The sequence below is a fragment of the Planctomicrobium stercoris genome, assembly GCF_051465655.1.
In the GTDB taxonomy this organism is placed as follows: domain Bacteria; phylum Planctomycetota; class Planctomycetia; order Planctomycetales; family Planctomycetaceae; genus Planctomicrobium.
In genome coordinates this window covers 4,838,865-4,863,102 of record NZ_CP195791.1, presented here as the reverse complement: position 1 = coordinate 4,863,102, position 24,238 = coordinate 4,838,865, and the positions used below count along the sequence as shown (strand labels likewise).

The window sequence follows — 24,238 nt, the reverse complement described above, 5'->3', positions numbered from 1 at the left end:
ATTCGCCCACTTATTGTTGAATCGCGCTGCGTTTTCAGCGGATGATTTTACTTCGGTAGAATCATCATCTCGGGGACACTCCGAGGACAGTATTTCACTTGCAGAATAGATGCCGGAGTGGCACTCCGCTTACGCGGAGGATGACTCCGGCCGGACTGGTTTGGTGAAAACGCAGCGTATCTTCCAGATCTATGCAGGAATTCTATCAGTCGCTGGCCGACGTCATTCTCAACGGTTCTCTTGAGCCCTTGGAAATGGCAACTCGCCTTCACGCTTCGCTTTTGAGATCTGGAGATGCGCCACAGTCACCCAGTCCCAGGGATTGGATACAGCTCGTAGTCGCGTCCGTGAGTGCGGAATTCGGAAGTTGCATGCTTCCTCCGAGGAAGCAAGTGCTGTGTCACTTTTTAAGATCTCTGCCGCGTTCTGCGGTGTGCGAATATTACAAAATTGATGTCTCTCGTTGTTCCGGGCCGAAATTCGAAGTCTGGAGCGAAGAGTTCCGGGGCTGGGGGCTTCCCGCCTTACACAGCGCTGGCCAATTAGCGGCCTGGTTGCAGGTTTCGCCAGCTCAACTCGACTGGCTCTGCGGTCGGTTTCAGGCCCGGTCGGCTCACTCCAAATGGCAGCGATATTCAATCCGCTCTGAAGTCCAGCGATCCGGCCGGCGCCGAATTCTCGAAGTTCCTTGCCCTGCACTGCGGAATCTTCAGCGCAAGCTGCTTGACGGCATCCTCAACCGGGTCCCGATTCACCCTTGCTCGCATGGATTTCGGAAGGGACGATCGACGCTGAGTGGCGTTGCACCGCACGCCGGTCAGTGCGTTGCCTGGACATTGGATCTCGCCAGTTTCTTCATGTCGATTCCCCGGTTCCGAGTGACGGGAGTCTTTCGGCTCCTGGGTTATCCGGAGTCATTGGCAGACGTCCTCGCCATGCTGACCACCAACGCCATTCCGACGCCTGTGATTGATACGATTCAAAGGACGCTCAGCCGCGACCGGCAACTGGAGCTGCAGCGTCTGGGCAGGGCGTGGCATCTCCCACAAGGGGCTCCGACATCGCCGGCGTTGGCGAATCTGGTCGCGTATGGGCTGGATTGCCGTTTGAATGGGCTTGCGAAGAAATTCGAGGGCCAATATTCGCGATATGCAGACGATCTCTTATTTTCTGGTGGCGAATATTTTCGGAAGCACCTGCAAGCCTTTCGTATTCATGCGATGGCAATCATTTTGAATGAAGGTTTTTTCATTCGCCCAAGTAAATCGCGAATCATGCGACGGAGCCGCAGACAACATTCTCTTGGAATCGTGTTCAATGAGAAGTTAAATGTGGAACGAAGACAGTATAAGACGCTGCATGCCATTCTTCACAATTGCATCAAAGCAGGACCACAGTCGCAAAATCACGAAGGCCACGTCGATTTCCGCTCGCATCTGGCGGGCAGAATCGGCTATGTCAGGCAGCTGAATCAGCAGAAAGCGGAGAGGCTGCAAGCGATGCTGGAGCAAATTGACTGGAGTTGAGGAGCGATAGACGGTAGCAAGTAGGGTCCGCTGTGCGGACCTGTGCCAGTCTCAAATGCTGTCAGCAACAGGACACTCACCCCTCGTCTCTCAACACTCAGCTACCCTCTGGTCCAGCGGACTCCTTCTTTGCCGTCTTCGACGGTCACTTTCAGTTCCGTGAGCTTGTTGCGGATCTGGTCGGCGACGGCCCAGTTCTTGGTGGCGCGGGCTTCTTTGCGGATTGCCAGGATCAGATCCATCAGGCCGTTCACGAAGCTGTCATCGGCCGCGGCGTTCTTCTGCTGCGGTTGGCGGAAGACGCCCAGGACGTTGGACAGCTCTTTCACCAGCGAGAGCAGTGTTGTCAGCTGGGCCTTCTGTTCTGCTGTCGCAGCCTCTTCCAGTTTGTTCTGGCTGATGAAGCCGTTGGTGGCCCGGCGGAGTTCGAACAGCATGCCGATCGCGCCGCCGGTGTTGAAGTCGTCGTCCATCGCTTCCCAGAAGCGGTCGCGGAGTTCGGAGACCGTGCTGCGGATGTCAGCGGGGAGACCTTCGAGGTTGGTGGTTTCGTTGCGGGTGGCCGGAACCTTCAGGTCGTAGAAGCTGACTCCCAGAATTCGACCAGCGGTTTCGAACAGACGATAGAACCCGTCCATCGACTTTCCGGTGTTGGCGATGTTCTCCAGCGAGAAGTCGATCGGGCTGCGGTAATGAGTTGAGAGCAGGAAGAATCGAACGACTTCCGGGGCGTGGTGCGCGAAGACGGCTGTCTTGACCGATTCTGCACCCGCGGAACCCGCGAGTTTTCCGGCGATCTGGGCGTCGTGGTTGTGCGAGTGATCGGGGGACTGACATCCCCCGCTCGCCGAATCCGGAATGTCGCCGTGCTTGCTGTGGGCCCCGCCCACTTTGCCGGTGTTCTTCCCGGACTGCATGAGTCCGTTATGCAGCCAGTACTTGACGAAGGTCTTGCCCGAAGCGGATTCGGACTGGGCGAGTTCGTTTTCGTGATGCGGGAACATCAGGTCGAGTCCGCCGCCGTGAATGTCGATGGAGTCGCCCAGGAGCTTGCTGCTCATGGCGGAACATTCGATGTGCCAGCCGGGACGACCGGGTCCCCAGGGGCTGTCCCAGGCCGGTTCATCGGCTTTGGAGGATTTCCACAGCGCGAAGTCGGCGGGGTTCTGTTTGCGGTCGTTGGCTTCGACACGCGTTCCTGCGAGCATCTGCTCGATGCTGCGGCCGCTCAGCTTGCCGTAGTCGGCATCCTGCGTGACTGCAAAGTAGACGTCGCCATTCAGCTCGTATGCAGACCCTTTGTCGATGAGCCCCTGAATCATCTCCTGCATCGCGCCGATGTAGTCGGTGGCATACGGGAAGTGATCGATGGTATCGACTCCCATGAGCTTGAGGTTGTCGAAGTAATCTTCGGTCATCTGCTCCGCGAGGGCTTTGACTTCCATCCCTTTTTCGCGGGCCTTGTTGATGAGCTTGTCGTCGACGTCGGTGATGTTCACGACGAAGGTGACTTTGTAGCCGGAGTAGGTCAGGTAGCGCTTGATGGTGTCGAAGATGACGGGGCCGACCATGTGGCCGATGTGGGCAGGCTTATAGACCGTGGGACCGCACAGGTACATCGTAACCTGGCCCGGCTGAATCGTCTGAAACTCCTGCTTTTCGCGGGTAAGTGTGTTGTAGACGCGAAGCGACATCTGTTCCCTGACCTTCCGTGTGATTTGGATTCCGTACGCTGCCGTTGTGGGGAGGCCGATTCCACTACCGGGTCACTTTTCTTCGTGACAAGTCGTGAAATCTGCTGAACAACTGGCAACTTCGGGAAGATTAGCGATTTTCGGGCAAATGAGCCAAGAGAAGTCCCGTCCGACGAAAACCTCGGTCTGTCGGTGGTTCATAAACTCACCGGGTTTCGGCTTTTCCAGGTTGTGAGCGTACGTTTGTATAAATGGGTTCGAAAATAGATACTCAGCTGCTTGACCCTTTGTTGAACTCGAAATCAGGAATCGCGCTGATGCTCCCAAGTTCGAAGTTTCTGGTCCCGGTCCTCATGCTGGCCCTGACTCTCCCCGCCCACGGAGGCGATCCGGTGGAACCGGTGCGGATGGGAAGCGGAAGCATGACCTTCGACACCGTTCCCGGATGGGGGCTGAGTCCGGAAGGAAAGTCAGTTCTTGGACCGACGCATGGCGGAGTGGTGGTCGACAGTCTGGGCAACATCTACACCAGTGCGCAGATCGGTGTCTTCGTCTTCTCCCCCGCCGGGGAAGTCATTCGCAAGTTTCTGGGCGAAGAGTATGCGAATATTCACGATCTGAAGATCCGGGAGGAAGAAGGGGTCGAGTACCTGTATGGAGCCCGGAACAACAATGCCGAGGGGATCAAGTTCGACTCGATGACGGGTGAAATCGTATTGAAGCTGCGGTTCCCCGAAGAGTCCGGGCTGAAGCTGGACAAGTTTCATCCGACTGCCATTACGGTGGCCCCCAATGGAGACATCTTCCTCTCCGACGGCTATGCCAGCAATCACATCTTCAAGTATGACAAGGATGGCAAATACCTGAAGCACTTCGGTGTGAAAGGGAACGATCTCAAGCAGTTCAATACCGCACACGGCATGGTGCTGGACACCCGTTACGATCCTCCTCGACTGCTCATCTGCGACCGCAACCATGAGCCCAAAGGGCGGCTGGTGCACTACGACCTCGATGGAAACTTCATTGAAGAAGTGGTCACAGGACTGGGGATGCCCACCTCAGCTGCGATTCAGGGCGATTTTGTATCTGTACCGGACCTGCATGGCCGCCTTGTCATTCTGAACAAAGACAACACGATCATCGCTGTACTCGGGAATAACCCGGACCCTGCACTGGGTCGAAATTTCAATGTTCCGCAGGACCAATGGAAAGAAGGGATCTTCAGCGGGACCCACGGTTCGTACTGGGACAAGGATGGAAACCTGTACGTGCAGGACTGGAACGTCTCCGGGCGCATCATGAAGCTGGTGCGGGTGAAGATCAGCGATGAGTGATCGGCGAGCGGGAGACGTGAGTCTCCCGATGATCGCAAAAGTGACCGTAACGATCGGGAGACTGACGTCGTCCGCTCGGCGCAAAATTGCGTTTGGAATCGATGAATTCGATTGCAACGGTTGTTCGATTTCTGACGAGCCGATTCCGACTGGGAAGCTGGTCCAAATGTGCGGGTTCTGGAAGGGTGTTGCATTTTGCGTCAGGGAAATGTCCCCAGAAGGTTAATTCCGTCCCCGTCATGACGGTCCGCGCGGTAAGAGTTAGGGAACTCCCGGAATTGTCGGACGTGACGAGCCTCGTTTGACCTTCCGGGCTGTATGATGCACTCACCATGGCGGGGGAGCGGTTCGCGGAATCGAACCAGACTAAACTTATGATTCATGTGGAATCTCTGACGAAGCAGTTCACGGACCTCAAAATGGGACCGATGTACGCGCTCGATCACGTCTCGTTCGACGTTCATCCCGGAGAAATCTTCGGACTGCTGGGGCCCAATGGCGCCGGCAAGACCACCTGTCTGCGAATCTTCAGCACCGTTCTGAAACCCACCTCCGGCCGGGCGATCATCGCTGGCCATGACGTCGTTCGACATCCGGAGAAAGTCCGATCGAACATCGGGTTCATGTCCAACAATACCGGGATCTACGACCGGATGACCGCCTGGGAGATGGTGGAATACTACGGGCGTCTGTACGGGATTCCGGAAGAACAGCTGCAGGCGCGTCTGCATGACATTTTTCAGACGCTGCAGATGAATGAAATCCGCGACGTGCTGGGGAGTAAGATGTCCACCGGCATGAAGCAGAAAGTCTCCATCGCGCGTACAATTGTGCATGATCCCCCGGTCCTGATCTTCGATGAGCCGACGGCCGGTCTGGACGTGCTGGTGGCCCGCGCCGTGCTGGAGACCATTGCCGACCTGAAATCCAAAGGGAAATGCATCATCCTTTCGACGCACATCATGCGCGAAGTCGAAAAACTCTGTGACCGGGTGGCCATCATCCATCGCGGACGGATTCTGGCCATGGGAACCGTGGAGGATCTCGTGGAACAGCATCAGCAGCCAGACATCGAAGAGGTCTTCTTCAAATTGATTCGAGACCTGGATCACTCACTCGAAACCGCGTAGGCAGCAAGGTCAACTCCCCCTCGATCATGAGCTGGAAGAACGTCAAACTGATATTTCAGCGGGAAGTCCGGGATCAACTCCGCGACCGCCGTACGCTGTTCATGGTCGCAGTCCTCCCGTTGCTGTTGTATCCCCTCCTGGGGGTCGGCATGGTGCAGATGACGGTGACCTTCGCGGAACAGGTCCGCCGTGTGGTGATTATCGGGGCTGATCAGCTTCCGAGCCCCTCGCTGCTGGACGGCAATCGATTTGATCCTGCCTACTTTGATACCCCCTCCACGACGGACAAGCTGAAACTCATCACGGACCGTCCCGGCTCTCTGGACGACGAAAAAGATCCGGAGATCCGGAAGGAACTGCAGGATCTGCTCGAACAGGTCGAACAACGTCGTTCGCGGATTGCCCGGCTGGGAGAAGTGCAGCAGGAGATCGAGTCGATCAGTCCGACCTCCCCGATCGCGCCGACACTCGTCGCGGAAGAAAAAATTCTGCGACAGGAAATCGAAACCTGGTTCGCCAGCGCTCCAGCACAGGTTCTGATTGTCTTTCCTCCCGGCTTCCTGCAGAAGTATGACCACATCTCGGAAGAATTGCAGAAGGGGGAGCGAGGCGAACTCGGAGAGGCTTCCCTTCCTCGTCCGGTGATGGTTCATAACAGCGCCAACGAAAAGTCGGAGATCGCGTACCAGCGTCTGCGACATGCCATCCAGAATTGGGAACAGGTGCTCCTCGAGCATCGACTGCAGTCGGCGGGGCTGCCGCTCTCGCTTCCCCATCCGGTCCCCATGACGAAAGTGGATCTCGCGGAAGAGTCCCAGCTGGCTGCCAACGTCTGGAGCAAGATCTTCCCGGCGTTGCTGGTGATCATGTCGGTGACGGGGGCGTTTTATCCGGCCATCGACCTGGGGGCGGGAGAGAAGGAACGGGGGACGATGGAAACCCTGTTGATCTCCCCGGCATCCCGCACAGAAATTGTCTTCGGAAAGTTTCTGACGGTCATGGTCTTCAGCCTGTCAACCGCCCTGTTGAATCTCTGCAGCATGGGGTTCACCGGAAAGCACATGCTCACGGCTATCGGTACCGCGAAGTCGAATGCCCTCGGGGACCTTTCGTTCCCGCCCTGGGAATCGTTGATGTGGGTCGTCCTCCTGGCGATCCCGCTGGCAGCGTTGTTCAGTGCCTTGAGCCTGTCTCTGGCGATGTTCGCCCGCAGCAGTAAAGAAGGTCAATATTATCTCACGCCGCTCCTGCTGGTGACGATGGGACTGACGATGTTCTGTCTCAATCCAGCCGTCGAATTGAATGCATACTACAGCGTTCTGCCGGTCACTGGTCCGGCGCTCCTGCTCAAAGCCCTGCTGCTGGGGAATCTGGAGACGCAGGTGCTGCTCTATGCCCTGCCCGTCCTGGTGACGAGCTGTGGCTACAGTGCTCTGGCATTGTGGTGGGCGACCGAACAGTTCAATCGCGAAGACGTCCTGTTCCGGGAGTCGGAGCGATTCGAACTGGGATTGTGGCTGAAGCATCTTCTGCGTGAAAAGGAATCGACACCCAGTTTCGCGGAAGGGGCTGTCTGCTTCGTCATCATCGCACTTCTGCAGTTCCTGTTCCTGACGTCGATGCAGGGATCTCCGGAGTTTCTGGACACGCCCAGCAAGCTGGTGACAGTTCAATTGATCTATCTGATTGCGACCGTCGGGGCACCGCCGTTGTTCATGGCAGTGCTGCTGACGACGGACATCCGCAAGACGTTGAAACTCACCTTGCCGAGCTGGCAGATGCTGGCAGCAGGCATTGTTCTTGCTTTTTCACTGCAGCCGTTGGCCCTGCAGTTGATGACCTGGCTGGACCCGTTCTTTCCGCCGCTTCCACCGGGGGCGAAACAACTTTTGGAGGCGATGGGGACCGATTCTGTTCCGCTGTGGCTCACGCTTCTGGCATTTGCGGTGGGTCCCGCCGTCTGCGAAGAACTGGCCTTCCGGGGATTCATCCTCAGCGGGTTGCAGCGATCTGGACGTCGCTGGCTGCCGATCGTGATTTCCGCACTGCTCTTCGGTGTGATTCATATGATCCCCAAGCAGCAGTTCAATGCGGCGCTTCTGGGAATCGTGCTGGGGCTGCTGGCGGTTCGCAGCGGGAGTCAGTTGCCGGGTCTTGTGTTTCACTTCATCTTCAACGGGACGCAGGTACTGGCGACCCGCCTGACCTCTGCCCATCTTCAAGGACCGGTGGCGCAGTGGATCGTTTCTCTGAAAGAGTCTGACGAAGGGGCACAGCTGCAGTTTCAATGGCCGACCCTGATTGTCTGCGGCATTATTTCGGCTCTGCTGATCATCTGGCTGATTCGCAAGGATCGGCCAGTGATTGAGGATGACGACGACTCCTGTTCTTTGGACGAGACACCCAGGAGTGATCCCTCGCTGTACGTCCGGACGCAGGAAGAACCGGTCAATTCTCCGGGTTGATCTTGCCATCCTCGCCGGGGATGTCGATCATGGAGAAGCCACGGAGCGGGTGCTGCGGTCGTTGTATCTGTTCGTGCTGGCCTGAAGGTCGAAGTTCCTGAAGAAAGTTCTCAATCAGTCACGACGGGCGAACAGACTTCATTTCCATGTTGGATCGGCAGCGATTTCGTTCATTCTGGCTGGCGCTGCCCGTTTTATGCAGCTCTCAGCTGAGTGCCAACGAACCGGTTCCTCCGCTGATTCAGCAACTGGGAGATGCCCAGTTTCACAGGCGGGTCGAAGCGGAGAAGATTCTACTTCAACAGGGCTCGGCCAGCCTGAATCTGATTGAAGCGGGCGTTCATTCCAGCGATCCTGAGATTCGACAGCGCTCTTTGCGGCTGCTTGAAATGTTGAGAAAGACAGCATTTCATGAACAGCGGGACCGGGTGTTGAACAATCCCTGGACCGCTCCGCTGGAACTGGCTCCTGCCTGGGAAGTCTATCAGTCGATCTGCGGAGACGGACAGGAATCCCGCGAACTCTATGTCAGGATGATTGAAGAGGAAGGGGGGCTGATGCTCGCGGTCGCCCTGCATCCGGGACGGTGGACACAGGAATTCGAACGCCGCTGTGCGGATCTGCGGACGTTTGTCGATCGGCGTCCGAGTCGAGAGCTCGCTCCGGTCAGCGTCCTGACGCTGTTATTCCTGGCGGATCACCCTGAGAACAAACTGAACGTGTTCTCTTCGCAGACGATCTCGACCATGCTGATCGACTCTGCGTTTTACAATTACGTTCAGAGCTGCTCGGAAGGAGAAAAGAAAGTCTGCCGGGCATTGCTCAGCGAATGGGTGCGACGTTCCGGACACACTTCGCCATCGAGCCGGCTGGATCTGGCGACGAAGTATCAGCTGCCTGCCGGAGTGGAAGCGGCCCGGGAGATCATCGCAAACCGGAATGCGGTCGGGGCGTCCCGGACGCAGCTGCAGAATGCGATTCGGTTCATCACGACCTATCGTCCGCTGAACGCGGTCAACGATCTCGAGCCATTGTTGAATTCGGCGAAATCGGATCTTCCAGTTCTGAAACGCGAGCCGATTCCGGAGACGACCGCGCCGAAGGGGGCAGGCACCCAGGTCCCGGAGCATCAGATCAGCGATCTGGCACTTCTGGGACTGCTGCAGCTGACTGGTCAGGACCCGGACGACTACGGATTTACTTCGATCCGAATCGATGTGGACCAGCGATTCAACCCGAATGCTCCGATCCTCACCACGGATGAGACTCGCCGACGAGCGATGCAGCGATGGCAGACGTGGCGTGCCGCCCATTCGCTGCAATTCACTCCGCCACCGGAAGATGCGAGCGAAGGCTGGGCGACGTGATCGCCCATTTCCCCCCGGAGAAGTGGGGCGGAATGGCGATTTCCTGACGTTTTCTACGTCGGTCGGGTGAACCGCAGGCAGGCTGTGAAATCCCTGCCATTTCATCTAAACTGAATGGAAATCAACCACTTATGGTGCGCTGGCTCCGGGTGCCGCGGCTGAATGTCCAGTCCGACGGTCTCCGGGTGCGTATTCAATGGAATCACTTTCGCCTCATCCCGAATTGCAGCTGGACAACCGCCATGACCTGAGAGGCATGGGGTGTTTTCGGCACAAGGAGATCAAGACTGATGGATTCGTATGCACTTTGTCCGTGTGGCAGCGGCAAAAAAGTCAAATTCTGTTGTCAGGCCATTTTGCCGGAAATGGGCAAAATTGAACGTCTGCAGCAAAACAACCAGCCCCGCATGGCGTTGCAGCTGGTCGACAAACTACTCAAAGACCACCAGGACAACGCCTGGCTGAACAACCAGCGCGCGATGGCGCTGATTGGCGACGAGCGGTATGAAGAGGCTCGAGACGGGCTGGTCGCATTCCTGCGCAAGAACCCGGATCATCCCCTGTCCAACGGCCTGCTGGCCCTGTCGATGACGGAACTCGAGCCGGTCGCCCAGTGCAAGAAGGTGATTCATCGCGCCTTCCTGAAGAGCATGGCGGCCGAGCCTCGTATCGTCGCAATTCTCGCCGGGAAGCTGGTCGATAGCTTCATGGCAGCCGGCCGGGATATGGCGGCCCGCCAGCACATGGCGGTCGTCCTGCGTCTGGAGCGCGAAGAAGAGCGTCAGCGCACGTTGATGGCCATGCTCGAAATGGATGCGGACACCAACATTCCGTATCCGCTGCGGGGTGCTCAGCCGCTCCCGCAGTATCAGCCGCCTGAAGATCAGCTCGCGCAGTTCAAGAAGGCTCAACGACTTTACGTGCATGCCTGCTTCTCCGAAGCGGCCGACATCCTCGACCAGATCGCCCAGCAGGACTCGGAATCTCCGAAGCTGTGGCACACGATCGGACTCATGCGGGCCTGGGACGGGGATGAAGCCCGTGCGGCAGCCGCCCTGCACCGTGCCGCCAAGCTGTACACACAATTCGATCAGGCTGTGGATGTCGAAACGATCGCCCAGCTGCTGGACCGGCGTCAGCCTGAGAATCTGATCGCTGCCCGGGTCCGCACTTACGAAATTGATTCTCTCTCGCGGTTGCTGACACGGCTGGACAACGAAGACCGGCTCAGCCGCATCCCGCTGCTGGGAGAAGCCATCCGTTCGGGTGTGGCTGCCGGCTACGATGTTCTGGATCGACCGCTTCCTCCAGAAAGCGAATTGTCGACTCTGACTGTTGCGACTGTCCCACGCACCATCGGTCAGGTGACTCTGTTCGACCGACAGGAAGACGGTTCCCCCGCTGTGGCTCATGTCAACGGTCTGGAAGGAGATCGTCTCAACGAGTCCGTCCGGATCTTCGAAGCGGCTGCAGGAGAACTCGCCAAACCGCAGCCTGCTGAAAAGCAGGAAGGGAATGATGAGGGGAGCGATGTCCTCGGCTGGTATTCTTCGGACGAGCTCGCCCTCTCGGAGTCGGCGTTCTTCCCGCCCAAGACTTCGAATCAGCTGCGGAACAGTCTGCGGCGTGAATTCGTCGAGAAGTGCAGCGAAGAGACCTGGCTCGCAACCCCGTCCGTGGCCCTGGGCGGGAAGTCTCCTTCACAGGCCGCCGGCGATGAAAGCCTAAAAGTTGCACTCGCTGCCGCATTGCGGGTGTTCGACTCCTTTATGGATCGTCGAAGCGTGATCCTCAACAAGGAGCCGCTGCGAACTCAGCTGAATCTCCCGGAAGCATCGCCCATCGTTCCTGCGGAAGAGACAGACCTGAATACGCTGGCGGTCGCTCAACTCGAGCGGCTCGAAACGTCGAAACTGTCCGACAAGTTGTTCGAGCGGTTGATGCAGCGGGCTCTCGTGGTGAAGCACTGCGGACTCGGATATCGGCTGCTGTCGGAGTTTCTGAATCAGCGTCCGCAGCTCGTGGAACAGCAGACACAGGAAGCCGAACAGGCTCATGTGACTCTGGCAGACATCTGCAGTCGCTCGCTTCTGGATGAAGAAGCACTGAGCTGGCTGGAACGCGGATTCCAGTTCTCGAAGGCGCATGGCGCCCCGTTCGAGACGCAGCTGATGTGGAAGATGCGAGAGCTTTCACTCCGCGCTCGCGATACGGATGATCCGAAGTTCCAGGAAGTGCTCCTCGAACTCTGGAATCACTACGGAGCCAAGCTTCCGGCTGTTCGCGCCCGTCTGGATGAGTTCGTGCAGGCCCTGGGGATTGAAGCCCCGTGGAACAAAGCGATCCTCACTCCACAGGCAGGAGGAGTTGGAATTGGCGTCGGAGCATGGTCCGCGGATACGGCCCAGACTTCGACCAGCGAAAAGAAACTCTGGCTTCCAGACTAGAGCGGATTCGCAACAGTGTGATCACGTGCTGCGGGCGAAGTGCGGGACTTTCAGAAGTTGAAAATCCCGACTCGCCTGCACGTGATCGGCCCGTTCCAGTCGTTCCACGTCTGATTCGATGGGGCGAGGGAACAAGTGAAGACGTGAAACGTCAGGTGATCGCTGCATGGGAGATCGCCTGAGAAAATGAATGGAACAATGGACTTTCTGCAGCTTGAAAAGAAGACGATTCTCGTCATGGGGGCGGCCAACCGGAAAAGCGTGGCTTTTCAGATCGGGAAGCTGCTGACGGACGCCGGGGCTGACGTGCTTTATTCCGTGCGAAGCGAAGCCCGAAAAGAGAGTCTTCGCAAGCTGGTCGGCCCCAACCTGCCGATCTACGTCTGCGACGTTGAACGTCAAAGCGAAATCGATGCTCTCAAGGAAAGTGTGACCAAGGACCGTTCCACGGTGCATGGAATCGTGCATTCCATTGCCTTTGCAGATTACTCAGCGGGCTGGCTCCCGTTCCACGAAACTCCACGCGAAGCGTTTCTGCAGGCGGTAAACATCTCCTGCTTTTCGCTGATGGCTGTCTCCAATGCGTTTCGCGACTTGCTCGATCCGCACGGGAGCGTCGTGACGATCTCGATTTCGACAACACGCATGGCTGCCGAGAACTACGGCTACATGGCTCCGGTGAAAGCGGCTCTCGATTCCTCACTCTGCTTTCTGGCGAAGTCCTTCTCGAACTTTTCCAATGTCCGGTTCAATGCTGTCTGCCCGGGACTGTTGAAGACGTCGGCGTCCGCGGGTATTCCGGGATACGTCGATTCGTATCTGTTTGCCGAGAAAGCGACACTCCGGCACTCAGCTGTGCAGACAGAGGAAGTGGCGAACGCTGCCGTCTTCCTGCTGAGCCCTCGTTCCTCGGGACTGAACGCACAGGGACTGGTCATCGATGCCGGGATGGGGGTCAATTATTTCGATCAGCAACTGGTTTCGCCCAGGTCCGACACCCCCCCCGACAACTGATTGATCTGGGGCACTCATCCTTTTGAGATTGAAACGACGTCAAGCCGACCGTTCCTGAGTTCGAAAGCGGTGATCGCGATGGCAATTCCCTCGGTTTTTCTCAAGCTGCATGATGCCGACAGCGTTGTCCTGGCCCGGTTGACGGCGCCAGCGGGGAGTCTGTGGTCACCGTCTGACGGGGCTCCCGCAGTCGTTGCCCGAGAACGGATCGAGATGGGGCACAAGATGGCGATCCGTCCCATCGCGCAGGGAGAAACGATCTATAAATTCGGCCAGCCGATGGGCTTTGCCACGGCTCCCATTCAGGCTGGGGACTGGGTCCATTCGCACAATGTCGACATGGTGGAACTGACCCGTGATTATCAGTTCTGCACGGGGGTGAAGGAGCTTCCCCCCGCAAACGAAGTCCGGACGTTTCAGGGGTATCGCCGAGCCGATGGCCGTGCTGCCACCCGGAATTACATTGCGGTCGTGAGCACGGTGAACTGCTCCGCGACATCTTCCAGATACATCGTCAATGCATTCGATCAGTCGATCCTGAAAGACTTCCCGAACATCGACGGCGTGATCGCGCTGACTCATAAAGGGGGCTGTTCTTTCGAGTACGGCGGTTCGGATCATCGTCAGCTGGCACGCACGTTGGCTGGTTACGCGCGACATGCGAATATCGGAGCGTATCTGCTGCTGGGACTGGGATGTGAAACGGGACAGGCATCCTTTCTGGATGAGCAGTTTCATCTCGTGCAGTTGGGGAACTCCGGTGCCACAGCCAAAAAGCCGTTGATCATGAACATTCAGGAAGTCGGGGGCGTCGCCAAGACGGTCCGTCGCGGCATTGAGGCCCTGCACGAACTTCTCCCCGAAGTGAACAACGTGCAGCGTGTGCCGATCCCCGTGTCGGAAATTATTCTCGGAACCAATTGCGGCGGCAGCGATGGCTACAGCGGAGTGAGCGCCAATCCCGCACTGGGCATCGCCAGTGACCTGCTGGTGGCTCAGGGAGGGACCAGTATTCTGGCGGAGATCCCCGAGATTTACGGAGGGGAGCACCTGCTCACACGTCGAGCTGTCTCGAAGAAGGTAGGCGAAAAGCTGATCGAGCGGATTCACTGGTGGGAAGAATACGCCGGCAAGTTCGGTGCGACGATCGATAACAATCCCTCGGTCGGGAACAAGGCCGGCGGACTGACGACCATCTTCGAAAAGTCACTGGGGGCCATTGCCAAAGGGGGAACCGCCCCGCTGCGGGCTGTTTATGAGTATGCCGAGCCTGTCACGGAGAAAGGCTTCGTGATCATGGACACACCGGGGAACGACCCCACTTCGGTCACGGGAATTGTCGCTGGCGGAGCAAACGTTGTGGTCTTCACGACCGGTCGAGGAAGTTGTTTTGGAAGCAAACCGACTCCGACCATCAAAGTCTCCACGAATTCACTGACGTACTCCCGGATGGAGGACGACATGGACATGAATGCCGGAACGATTCTGGATGGCGAGAAATCGGTCGAGGAAGTGGGTCGTGAGATCTTCGAAAAAATCATCTCAGTCGCCAGCGGCGAGAAGACGAAGAGTGAAGTTCAGGGAATCGGGGACGAGGAGTTCGCCCCCTGGGTCCCCGGACCAATTTTTTAGAGCAGCTTGCTCTACCGAGTGCAGGCGATTCAGGCGTTTTTACACATGAAAGTCCATATTATCGCCTGCGGAATACCTAAAGCCTCTACGAAAAATTCCCCGAATTGACTCTCGATCTCCTTGAGCGTTCAATTCTTTGTAACATTTTTTCATCAATCAAGTTGCAGTTGTCATGTTTCGGTAAAATCGCATGGGTGATCTTCCGTCAATTCAACAGATGTTGATATCAGGTGATCAGGTCTATCAGCAATTCGGCAAACCCGTTCATTATGTTACACTCTCTGGAGCGGGAGAGTGGAAGAGTTTGAGTCCTGAAGCGAAGTGAGTTCAAGATGCGTCGACGTGTTGTAGTCACCGGTGTGGGAGCTGTCTGTCCTGTCGGAAACGATGTAGCAACCACCTGGAAGGCAGTCTGCGAAGGGAAGTCCGGCATTGGTCGGATCTCCCGGTTTGATGCTTCGCACTTCCCGACTCAGATCGCAGGTGAAGTGAAGGACTTCGACCTCAACCGGTGGCTGGAACCGGCCGTGGTGAAATCACTGGAGAAGGCCGGACCGAATATTCAGTTCGGAATTGCAGCGGCGGTTCAGGCTGTCGCTGATTCCGGGCTCGATGTGAAGTCGTTGAAAGACCCGACCCGGCTGGGAGTCTACATGGGCTCCGGGGAAGGTTCGCAGGATTTTGACATCTTCATGGACATGATCTCCGAAGCGACGCTCCCCGGGCGCGACTTCGACATGGAGATTTTCACTAAGCTGGCCCTTCAACGACTCGATGCAGAGTCGGAACGGCATCAGGAACCGAACATGCTGGCAGCACGCATTGCCGGGATGTTCAATGCCGGCGGACCCAACGCCAACTGCCTCACCGCCTGTGCGGCATCTGCTCAGGCGATTGGCGAAGGGACCGAGTTCATTCGCAATGACTGTGCGGACATGATGATCGTCGGCGGTTCGCACAGCATGATTCACCCCTACGGAGTGACCGGGTTCTGTCTGCTGACGGCCCTCTCCACCCGCAACGACAATCCGCAGGCAGCGTCTCGTCCCTTCGACAAAGAGCGGGACGGCTTCGTCATGGGCGAAGGGGCTGCCATGCTGATCCTCGAAGAATACGAGCATGCTCGCCAGCGCGGTGCACGGATCTACGGTGAAATTCGCGGATATGGTGTGGCCTGCGATGCCTACCGGATTACCGACATTCCGCCTGACGGCAACGGCACCAGCCGGGCGATGGGCATGGCACTCCGCGACGCGGGCCTGAATGCGGACCAGATCGAGTACATCAACGCTCACGGCACCAGCACCGGTGCGAACGACCGCACGGAAACACAGGCTGTGAAAACCGCACTGGGAGACCATGCGTACAAGATTCCGATGTCCAGCACAAAGAGCATGACCGGTCACCTCGTGGCAGCCTGCGGCGGACTGGAAGCAATCTTTTCGCTCAAGGCTCTCGCGGACGGCATCATTCCCCCGACCATCAATTACGAGTTCCCGGATCCGGAATGCGATCTGGACTACGTCCCCAATGTCACTCGTGAAAAGAAGGTCAGCACTGTGATGACCAACAACGCGGGGTTCGGCGGACAGAACGTGTCGTTGATTCTTTCCAAGGTCTGAGTCAGAATCCTGGAAATCTCTTCAGATCCTTCCCTTCTCCTCAGGGCAGCTTGCTCCGCAGGTGATGCGGGCGTGTCGTGCATGGACTTCCATGCATCCGCCTGCGGAACTCTGAAGACCCTTTCTTCAACTCTCCAGCACTCAGAGATGTGGTTGCTCACGTGGATCATCTCATTTACCAGAATCCGTTGAATACCCGTTACGCATCCCCGGAGATGAGCGGCATCTGGTCCGCGCAGGCCAAACACTCGTGGTGGAGAAAGCTGTGGATTGCCCTGGCGGAATCCGAGCAGGAACTGGGACTGGAGATTACCGATGCGCAGCTGGCAGAAATGCGGGCGCATGTGGAAGACATTGATTTCGCCGCTGCCGCCAAATACGAACGGCAGGTCCGGCATGACGTCATGGCTCACGTTCACGCCTATGGCGACCAGTGCCCGCAGGCAGCCGGCATCATTCATCTGGGGGCGACGTCGTGCTACGTCACCGACAACTCGGAACTGATTCAGACCCGGCTTGCCCTGCAACTGGTCCGGGCTCGGCTCGTGCAGGTGATCGACCGTCTGGCCACGTTCGCGGCCCAGTACCGTGACCTCCCCTGCCTGGGGTTCACCCACCTGCAACCGGCTCAGCCCGTCACCGTCGGCAAGCGGGCCACGTTGTGGTGCCATGATCTCGTGCTCGATCTGGAAGAAGTCGAACACCGTCTGGCAACGTTGCGGTTCCGCGGAGTTAAAGGGACCACAGGAACGCAGGCCACCTTCCTCACGCTGTTTCAGGGAGATCACGAGAAGGTTCTGAAGCTCGACCGGATGGTCGCAGCGAAGATGGGATTCGAGCAGACATACCCGGTGACCGGTCAGACGTATTCACGCAAAGTGGATGCCCAGGTGCTGGCGACTCTCAGCGGCATCGCCCAGTCCGCTCACAAGGCAGCCAGCGATCTGCGACTGCTGCAGGGCTGGAAGGAGATCGAGGAACCTAAAGAGGACAAGCAGATCGGTTCTTCAGCGATGGCATACAAACGCAACCCGATGAGAGCCGAACGGATCTGTGCGCTGGCCCGTTTTGCCATGAGCCTGGCGGAGAACGGTGACCAGACCGCTGCGGTGCAGTGGATGGAACGGACACTGGATGACAGTGCCAATCGTCGACTCTCCATTCCGCAGGCGTTTCTGGCGATCGATGCTGTGCTGATTCTCTACAGAAACATCGCGGAAGGACTGGTGGTCTATCCGCAGGTCATCGCCCGCCGGCTGGCTGAAGAACTTCCATTCATGGCGACCGAAGAGATTCTGATGGCCGGTGTGCAGGCGGGTGGGGACCGTCAGCAACTGCATGAACAGGTGCGAATTCACAGCGTCGAAGCAGCCCGGCAGGTGAAAGAGCATGGTCTGCAGAACGATCTGCTGGAACGCCTTGCCAAAGACCCGCTGTTCGCGAAAGTCGATCTGAAGAACGCCCTGGATGCGAAGCGCTTCATCGGTCGCAGTCCCGAACAGGTCGATGAGTTTATCCGTGACGTGGTCGACCCCATCCGGGCACGCTACCCGCAAGAACTGAAAGCGGCAGCAGAAGAACTGCGGGTGTAACTGGAAATTTGAGTCCTCAGGGGCTCTGCAGCTTTTCGACTCTGGTAACTGTGCTCTCCGGAGCGCGGGTGACTTTCACCAACTGGATGACAACGCCAGCTTCGCGATACGTCCACCATTCCGTGACCTGATTTCGACTGGCCAGGCGGGTGACACTGCTGGGGACCGTCCCGAGAGCAGCCTGCACCTGACTGGCGGTCATGCCGGTTTCGACACGTCCTTCTCTGATGGCCTGTTCGCGCGGGCTCAGCGGCATGGCTGCCACTTCCGCTTCGAGCAGCCAGGTCTCTCCGACCTGACGATACCCATGCGCGGTCAACCACTCCGTGGCTGGCGTGTACTGCGGGTTCTCTTTTAAAGCATCGATATACAAAGCAGCTGCAGCTGGTTCGTCTTTCAGCAGTGACATCCATTGCTGGGCAAGGTCGGCCAGACCACGGGCCCCGTCCTGCCGGTAGAACGGATCTCTCGCGGTCAGCCATTTCCTTTTGACCGCTTCGGAGAGTTCCTTCTGTCCGAGTTTTTCAAGCCGGTTTGTGAATTCATCGAGCTGGGCGCGGGTGAAGACGTCAACTTTCTGCTGACCCCAGGCGATGGCGAGCTCTCTGTATTTCTCGATCAGGTCACGCCGTTCGGGAACTTCCGACTGCAGGCGGTCCATGATTTCAAAGGCGTTGCTGCCGTCGGGACGCGCGACGTTCAGAATTCGTTGCGAGAGAAGTTCGACGACAAATAACCGGGCCAGAACCTGTCTTTGCTCAGGGGGAGCAGCGGCGAAGACGGACTTTGGATCTTCGAAGTACCGGGTGTTGAGTTCCGTGGGCATCTCGGCAAGCGGTGTCGCTGCTCCCGGGAGTTCGTTCTGAACCTGCAACTGCAGATCGCGGAACTGAGCGTCCGAGAACTTTTTAGCCCGGACATTCAGATATCGGGCCTGCAGCGAATCGTGCATCATCTGTTGCAGGAGCTCGGCATCCATTTTCTTGTCGCGTGCCTTGACCATCAACGCAGCGAATCCCGCTTCATCCGTCGGCTGAAGCTGTCGCAGTTCGGTGAGGATGCCGTTGCGGTCGAGGTCATGGGCCGCATTCAGAAGTTCTTTATCGTTGTAGAAGGTGCCTCGCCCGCGAGCCCACTCAGCGACCGAGTGCCACTGGGATGCTTTTTCGCTGTCGATTCCGAACCGGAGCGTTTTGACTCGCTCTGTGTCGCGCGGCCGGGGAACGAGCTTCTCTACTTGAAAAACGAGCCCCTTCTCACCCTGAATGATTTTGCCCGTGACTTCGACAACTCCCGAGTTGCCACGGGCGTTCGCCTGCTCCGGCGTGATCCGGAAAGGGAGGGGACAGTTCGTGAAGGTCAGATTGCCGTCGCTGATGAGTCCATATCGGCCTTCCAGTTGCCAGACATACTCGGTCAGGACGAAGTCCCCCCATTTGTCTTTGAAAACCATGAAGTCCTGAATCGAGCGGACCTCCGCGCTCGCGATACGGGCAGGCGCGCAGACCAGCAGCAACGACAGCCATCCGATAACCGCGAGTCGGCGATCGATGAACCGGATCATTCGGTCACCCCCATTGCTTCCGTCTGCTCCCGGAGTTCGGCTTCCACAGCTGCCTGCGTACGAACCGGATTGAAACCGAATCCGATGGCCTTGTACGTGTCCAGATGACCCCAGAGGAATCCCGTCTCCGAATCCAGAGTGATCACCCAGTCCCCTTTTTCGTTCTGTGCACAGTCGGTCAGAGCGCCTGCGATGATGAGCGGCTTTGCCTCCCCTTTCGGGATCAGTTGATTGAGTACCGGAAAATTGACCCGCAACGTGGCAGTCTTCCCTGCAGCATCCGCCGGCAGTCGAATGACGAACTCCCGGCGTCTGCCTTCTTGGGGGGCAACGTCCTCAACGGTTCCTTCCAGCAGCATCCAGTCTCCGTAGTAGGCACTGGCAAGTTTGTTGATCGATTTCTCTTTCTCTTCGCGGCCTGCCAGTTCGGTTTGAGCGGTGCTGAGCAGCTCCTCCAGCGTCACAGGAGACAGGCGGAACAGAGCCTCGGTTTCGCGGGCATATTGACGAATGGTCTGCGATTCGGGATCGCTTCTGCCCAGCCGCTCGAGAGCGACGGCCGCACGCTGCAGGTGTTCGCGGGCGACGGTCCATTCTTCTTTTCTGACCGCTTCCATTCCCAGGTCCCCTTCCCGCTGGGCGATCCTGGCGGCGCTGGCCAGCAGGCTCTGCCGCACCATCCAGGCACCGGTGAACAGCATGACGATCAGGACTGCCGCGGTCAGGATGCGGAACGGGGTCCAGAACCGGATGAATTCCTTGCGGGCTTCCCGACCCAGCTCACCCACTTTGTTTCCGACCCCATCAAGGTAGGGGGTCCGCTGGGGTTCTGCAGCAGCCACCTTGGGGGGAGCTTTGGGTTTCTCCGCATCGCGGATCCGCTGTCGCAGCTGGGCCAAGGTCGGGAGTTGAGGCTCGGACGCGGTTTGTTTTTTTCGCTTCTTCGGTCCGGCAGGGAGCTTTGGGGGTTCGGCCGTGACGTTGGCCTCGACGACCTCCGCCTGCTCCTCATCAGGCAGGACGGTGACGGGGATGGGAGCGGGCCGTGCCTCCGGACGTTCGGCAGCTGGCAGCGGCGCCGGGTAAACGTCTCGCGGCAGGATGAACAATCGTGCCTGGCACACCTTGCAGACAAGCTGCTGGTGATGCGGTTTTCGCAGGCCACGAAGTTCTTCACCGCAGAAGCAGAAATGCACAAACGGCAGCGACGCTTCCGGGACATCCGGTTTGAAGACGTTTGCCGCTTTGGAAAACCAGCCGCTCATGCTCCCAGTTTATCCCGCACAAGCGAAATCGACCAGACGGCGAGGGCGCGATTGAGTGAACGAATGCGTTTTAACAATAGGACGAAGTCCAGAGTCGAGGGACCAGAGTCCAGAGCAATATCACATAGACTTTCCGGCTCTGGACTCTCGACTCTTCGCTCTGGACTGCTTCAATCACCCCAGGTCGGCAATAATCTCTTCCACACTCTTGAGCTGGTTTTTCAGTCCTTCGAGCGTGACGCGGATCTGTTCCACCACATGCGGCGGAGCTTTGCTGACAAAGCTTTCGTTCTCCAGTTTCGCTGAATGTCCGGCGATATGCTTGCGGATTTTCTCCGCTTCCTTCATCTGCCGTTCCAGCTCGGCCCCCGTGTCGATGAGACCTTCCAGCGGGATGAACCCGTCAGCATCTCCCAGCGAAAAGCTCGCGGATCCGCTCGGGCGTTCCACTTCCGCTCCAGCCGCCTCGAGGACCGCCTTGGCGAGATTGTCGAACTGCGAGGAGACCGATTGCATATCTCCCGCCACTTCCGGAGAAGCACGCATGAGGAGCTTGACCGGGGTTCCCGGGGGAATGTTGTAGATCGAGCGGACGTTTCGCACTGCCGCGATCGTTTCCTGCAGACGCTCGAACCGTTTCTCCAGGCCAGCATCCTGCCAGCTGACCGGGATCTGAGGCCACTGGGCGACAATCGCCGCTTCTGAAACAGGTTGTGGCGTGAGCACGGCGAGCGGCCGGTGTGAGCCCGCCGATGAATCTGAAGTTTGGACCGCAACATCGGGAGACTGACGTCTCCCGCTCGCCGGGTCGAACGTCGGCAGTGCACGCACTGGGGCGATTTCGTTGAGGCGCTGCCAGAGTTCTTCGCAGATAAACGGTGCGAACGGCTGCAGCAGACGCACGAGCGAATCGAGCACGCACAGCAAGACTCGTTGTGCGGTTTCTCGTTTTGCTCTGGACTCTGGACTCTCTTCTCTCGACTCATCACGGCGCAGTCGCGACTTCACCATTTCCAGGTACCAGTCGCAGAACTCGTTCCAGGTGAAATCCCGGACGGCGCGTGTGGCAGCGTCGAACTGGTATCGACCCAGATACTCGTTCATCGCGTTGGCAGTGGTCGAAAGGCGCGACAGGATCCAGCGGTCTTCCAGCTGCAGCTGATCGGCGGTCACTTCACCCGGCGTGTAGTCCTGCAGGTTCATCATCGCGAAGCGGGCCGCGTTCCAGAACTTGTTGCAGAAGTTTCGGCCGTATTCGAAGCGTTCACTCACCATCCGGGCGACGGGAGCATCCGGATCGGGGTCGTAGTTGGGGCTGGTGTACTGGTAGTTCGCCTTGCACTTCGGACAGTGAATCGTCGGTTTCCCGGCATCGCCGATGCCAGGTTTCGCGGACTGATGTTTGAGCGTCTGCGGAATCAGGGTTTCGCACTTGGGACACTCGTAGCTGATGGGGAGCTTGACGTCCTGTGTTTCCCCTGCGAACGACGCAATGGTGAACCGGACCGCATCGGTCCCGTACTTGTCGATCAGGTCGACCGGGTCCACACCGTTCCCCTTGGACTTCGACATCGTCTGCCCGAAGCCGTCGAGGATCTTGGGGTGAACGTGCACATGCTTGAACGGCACTTCCCCCATGTTGTACAGCCCGGTCAGCACCATCCGCGCGACCCACAGCGTGATGATGTCGCGCGAGGTGATCAGGACGCTACCAGGGTAGAAGTAGTCGAGGACTTCGTTGTGAGGCGTTGAGCTGTCAGCATTTTCTGACCGCTGACCGCTGACCGCTGACTGCTTCGCGACTTCCTTCTCATCGAGCGGCGGATTGTGTTCCTTGTCCGGCCAGCCGAGCGTGGCATGCGGCCAGAGCGCGGAGGAGAACCAGGTGTCGAGGACGTCCTCCTCTTGTGTCAATGAAAAAAACTTCGGCGACTGGACCGCGGCTTCAATTTCTGCATGTCCGTCATCAATGCTGACAAGTAATCTTGCGCGTGGTAAAGCGACGACTGCTGATGTACCTTGGATACCAGCAGATGCCGAATTCCCCAACGATTCGATACGAACGAAAACGATATCTGGATTGAACCAAGGTGCAGATTCGATCCTCTTCTTTGCGTCCTCTGCGTCCTCTGCGTTTCCAAAATCTGCAGTCCAGACCGGGATCCGGTGGCCCCACCAGAGTTGGCGGGAGATGCACCAGTCTCGCTTCTCGGCCAGCCAGTCGATGTAGGTTTTGGCGTATCGCTGCGGGAAGAAACGGACCCGGCCATCCTCGACAGCGTCGATCGCGTTCTGTGCGAGCGTGTCCATCTTCACGAACCACTGGTCGCTGAGGAATGGTTCGACGGGAGTCTTGGAACGGTCGCTGTGCTTGAGCGGAATGACCCGGTCTTCGACCGCTTCGAAATGCCCCAGTTCCGACATTCGCTCCACCAAGAGCGGACGAGCGACCAGCCGGTCGATCCCTTCCCACTCCCCGGCATTTTCATTGAGCGTGCCGTCCGGGTTCAGGATGTTGATGATGCCGATCTCGGGATTGCGCAGGTAACAGGCGTAGTCGTTCGGATCGTGGGCCGGGGTCACTTTCACCGCCCCGGTTCCGAGTTCCTTATTCGCCAGCAGGGCGTCCGCAATGATCGGAATCAGGCGGCCGTTGACGGGAATACGCACCTTCTTCCCGACCAGAGCCGTGTAGCGCTCATCGGTCGGATGAACGCAGACAGCGGTATCCCCCAACATCGTTTCCGGCCGGGTCGTGCTGAAGCGGATCGACTGGCCGGTCGGCTGTCCGTTGTCGTCCACGATGGGATAATTGAACGTCCAGAAGTGCCCGGCGGTCTCTTCTTCAAAGACTTCATCATCGGCGACAGCTGTCTGCAGATGAGCGTCCCAGTTCACCAGCCGCTTGCCGCGGAAGATCAGTCCGTCCTTGAACATCTTGAAGAAGGTGCGGCGAACGGCACGCGCGCAGATCGGATCGAGGGTAAAGCGGGTTCGGCGCCAGTCACAGCTGTCTCCCATCGACTTGAGCTGGCCGATAATCCGTTTTTCGAACGTGTCTTTCCACCGCCAGATGCGGTTGACCAGTGCTTCACGACCGACATCGTGCCGCGTCAGCCCTTCTTCCTCGAGCATCCGCCGTTCCACCACGGCCTGTGTCGCGATGCCGGCATGGTCGGTCCCGGGCATCCACAATGCTTCATACCCCTGCATCCGCCGCCAGCGATTAATGAGATCCTGGCAGGTGCTGTTCAGGGCATGCCCCATGTGCAGCGCTCCCGTGACGTTGGGGAGCGGAATCATGATGGTGTGCGAAGGCTTGTTTGGATTTGGATCCGCGTTGAAATAGCCGCGCTCTTCCCAGTAGGGAAACCACTTCGCCTGAGCTGCCTGAGGATCGTAAAGCTTGGGGATGTCTGACATGGATCTCTTGGAAAAAACGACGGGAATTTTGAACTGCAGGGTACGCCTCGCGACGAGTGACTGCAAGGACGGTCACAACAGGACCCATTTGTCATTGGTCATTTGTCAATCGTCATTTGTCATTGACTGAACTCGTTGAGCTGCGACTTGAAGAGGAGCATTT

15 protein-coding genes are annotated in these 24,238 nt (G+C 57.9%); 10 read left to right on the top strand and 5 right to left on the bottom strand.

Annotated elements, in window-relative coordinates:
- The first annotated feature begins 191 nt into the window (after positions 1 to 191).
- Entirely contained in the window at positions 192 to 1,526 is a 1,335-nt protein-coding gene (locus SH661x_RS19580; protein ID WP_437225097.1) for a reverse transcriptase family protein, read from the top strand.
- Positions 1,527 to 1,627: 101 nt separating this feature from the next.
- Here the strand turns inward: SH661x_RS19580 and cysS are convergent, their stop codons facing one another.
- Positions 1,628 to 3,220, bottom strand: coding sequence for a cysteine--tRNA ligase (gene cysS / locus SH661x_RS19575; RefSeq protein ID WP_437225094.1), 1,593 nt, complete (start codon positions 3,218 to 3,220; stop codon positions 1,628 to 1,630).
- A gap of 317 nt (positions 3,221 to 3,537) precedes the next feature.
- On the opposite strand from cysS, the gene SH661x_RS19570 reads away from it, so the two are divergent.
- The 5 genes from SH661x_RS19570 to SH661x_RS19550 all read left to right on the top strand — a co-directional run bounded on the left by SH661x_RS19570 (position 3,538) and on the right by SH661x_RS19550 (position 11,963).
- Entirely contained in the window at positions 3,538 to 4,554 is a 1,017-nt protein-coding gene (locus SH661x_RS19570) for a 6-bladed beta-propeller (protein WP_437225092.1), read from the top strand.
- 374 nt (positions 4,555 to 4,928) lie between these two features.
- Entirely contained in the window at positions 4,929 to 5,684 is a 756-nt protein-coding gene (locus SH661x_RS19565; protein ID WP_437225090.1) for an ATP-binding cassette domain-containing protein, read from the top strand.
- A gap of 26 nt (positions 5,685 to 5,710) precedes the next feature.
- Positions 5,711 to 8,149: an ABC transporter permease subunit/CPBP intramembrane protease gene (locus SH661x_RS19560; protein WP_437225087.1), complete on the top strand. Its 2,439-nt coding sequence runs from the start codon at positions 5,711 to 5,713 to the stop codon at positions 8,147 to 8,149.
- A gap of 146 nt (positions 8,150 to 8,295) precedes the next feature.
- The gene (locus tag SH661x_RS19555) at positions 8,296 to 9,516 is read left to right on the top strand and encodes a hypothetical protein (RefSeq protein WP_437225084.1); all 1,221 of its coding nucleotides are present in this window, start codon (positions 8,296 to 8,298) and stop codon (positions 9,514 to 9,516) included.
- Positions 9,517 to 9,806: 290 nt separating this feature from the next.
- Positions 9,807 to 11,963 (top strand): hypothetical protein, encoded by a 2,157-nt coding sequence (locus SH661x_RS19550; RefSeq protein WP_437225082.1) that lies wholly within the window; start codon positions 9,807 to 9,809, stop codon positions 11,961 to 11,963.
- Between the two features lie 21 nt (positions 11,964 to 11,984).
- Here SH661x_RS19550 and SH661x_RS19545 read toward each other — a convergent pair whose 3' ends face one another.
- Entirely contained in the window at positions 11,985 to 12,131 is a 147-nt protein-coding gene (locus SH661x_RS19545) for a hypothetical protein (RefSeq protein ID WP_437225079.1), read from the bottom strand.
- A gap of 30 nt (positions 12,132 to 12,161) precedes the next feature.
- On the opposite strand from SH661x_RS19545, the gene SH661x_RS19540 reads away from it, so the two are divergent.
- The 4 genes from SH661x_RS19540 to purB all read left to right on the top strand — a co-directional run bounded on the left by SH661x_RS19540 (position 12,162) and on the right by purB (position 17,823).
- Complete coding sequence (locus tag SH661x_RS19540; protein WP_437231223.1) at positions 12,162 to 12,977, top strand: enoyl-ACP reductase FabI; 816 nt, start codon at positions 12,162 to 12,164, stop codon at positions 12,975 to 12,977.
- 78 nt (positions 12,978 to 13,055) lie between these two features.
- Entirely contained in the window at positions 13,056 to 14,609 is a 1,554-nt protein-coding gene (locus SH661x_RS19535) for a UxaA family hydrolase (protein ID WP_437225076.1), read from the top strand.
- 332 nt (positions 14,610 to 14,941) lie between these two features.
- Positions 14,942 to 16,231 carry a beta-ketoacyl-ACP synthase II gene (fabF, locus tag SH661x_RS19530; RefSeq protein ID WP_437225074.1) on the top strand — a complete coding sequence of 430 codons (1,290 nt, stop codon included), beginning with the start codon at positions 14,942 to 14,944 and terminating at the stop codon, positions 16,229 to 16,231.
- A gap of 161 nt (positions 16,232 to 16,392) precedes the next feature.
- Complete coding sequence (gene purB, locus SH661x_RS19525; protein WP_437225072.1) at positions 16,393 to 17,823, top strand: adenylosuccinate lyase; 1,431 nt, start codon at positions 16,393 to 16,395, stop codon at positions 17,821 to 17,823.
- A 16-nt stretch (positions 17,824 to 17,839) separates the two neighbouring features.
- Here purB and SH661x_RS19520 read toward each other — a convergent pair whose 3' ends face one another.
- From SH661x_RS19520 to SH661x_RS19510, 3 genes are all read right to left on the bottom strand, one after another.
- Positions 17,840 to 19,387 (bottom strand): hypothetical protein, encoded by a 1,548-nt coding sequence (locus tag SH661x_RS19520; RefSeq protein ID WP_437225069.1) that lies wholly within the window; start codon positions 19,385 to 19,387, stop codon positions 17,840 to 17,842.
- Positions 19,384 to 20,652: a hypothetical protein gene (locus tag SH661x_RS19515; protein WP_437225066.1), complete on the bottom strand. Its 1,269-nt coding sequence runs from the start codon at positions 20,650 to 20,652 to the stop codon at positions 19,384 to 19,386. Before SH661x_RS19515 ends, SH661x_RS19520 begins: the two co-directional genes overlap by 4 nt.
- A gap of 174 nt (positions 20,653 to 20,826) precedes the next feature.
- On the bottom strand, positions 20,827 to 24,075 hold the full coding sequence (locus tag SH661x_RS19510) for a valine--tRNA ligase (protein ID WP_437225063.1): 3,249 nt from the start codon (positions 24,073 to 24,075) through the stop codon (positions 20,827 to 20,829).
- Between the last annotated feature and the right edge of the window lie 163 nt (positions 24,076 to 24,238).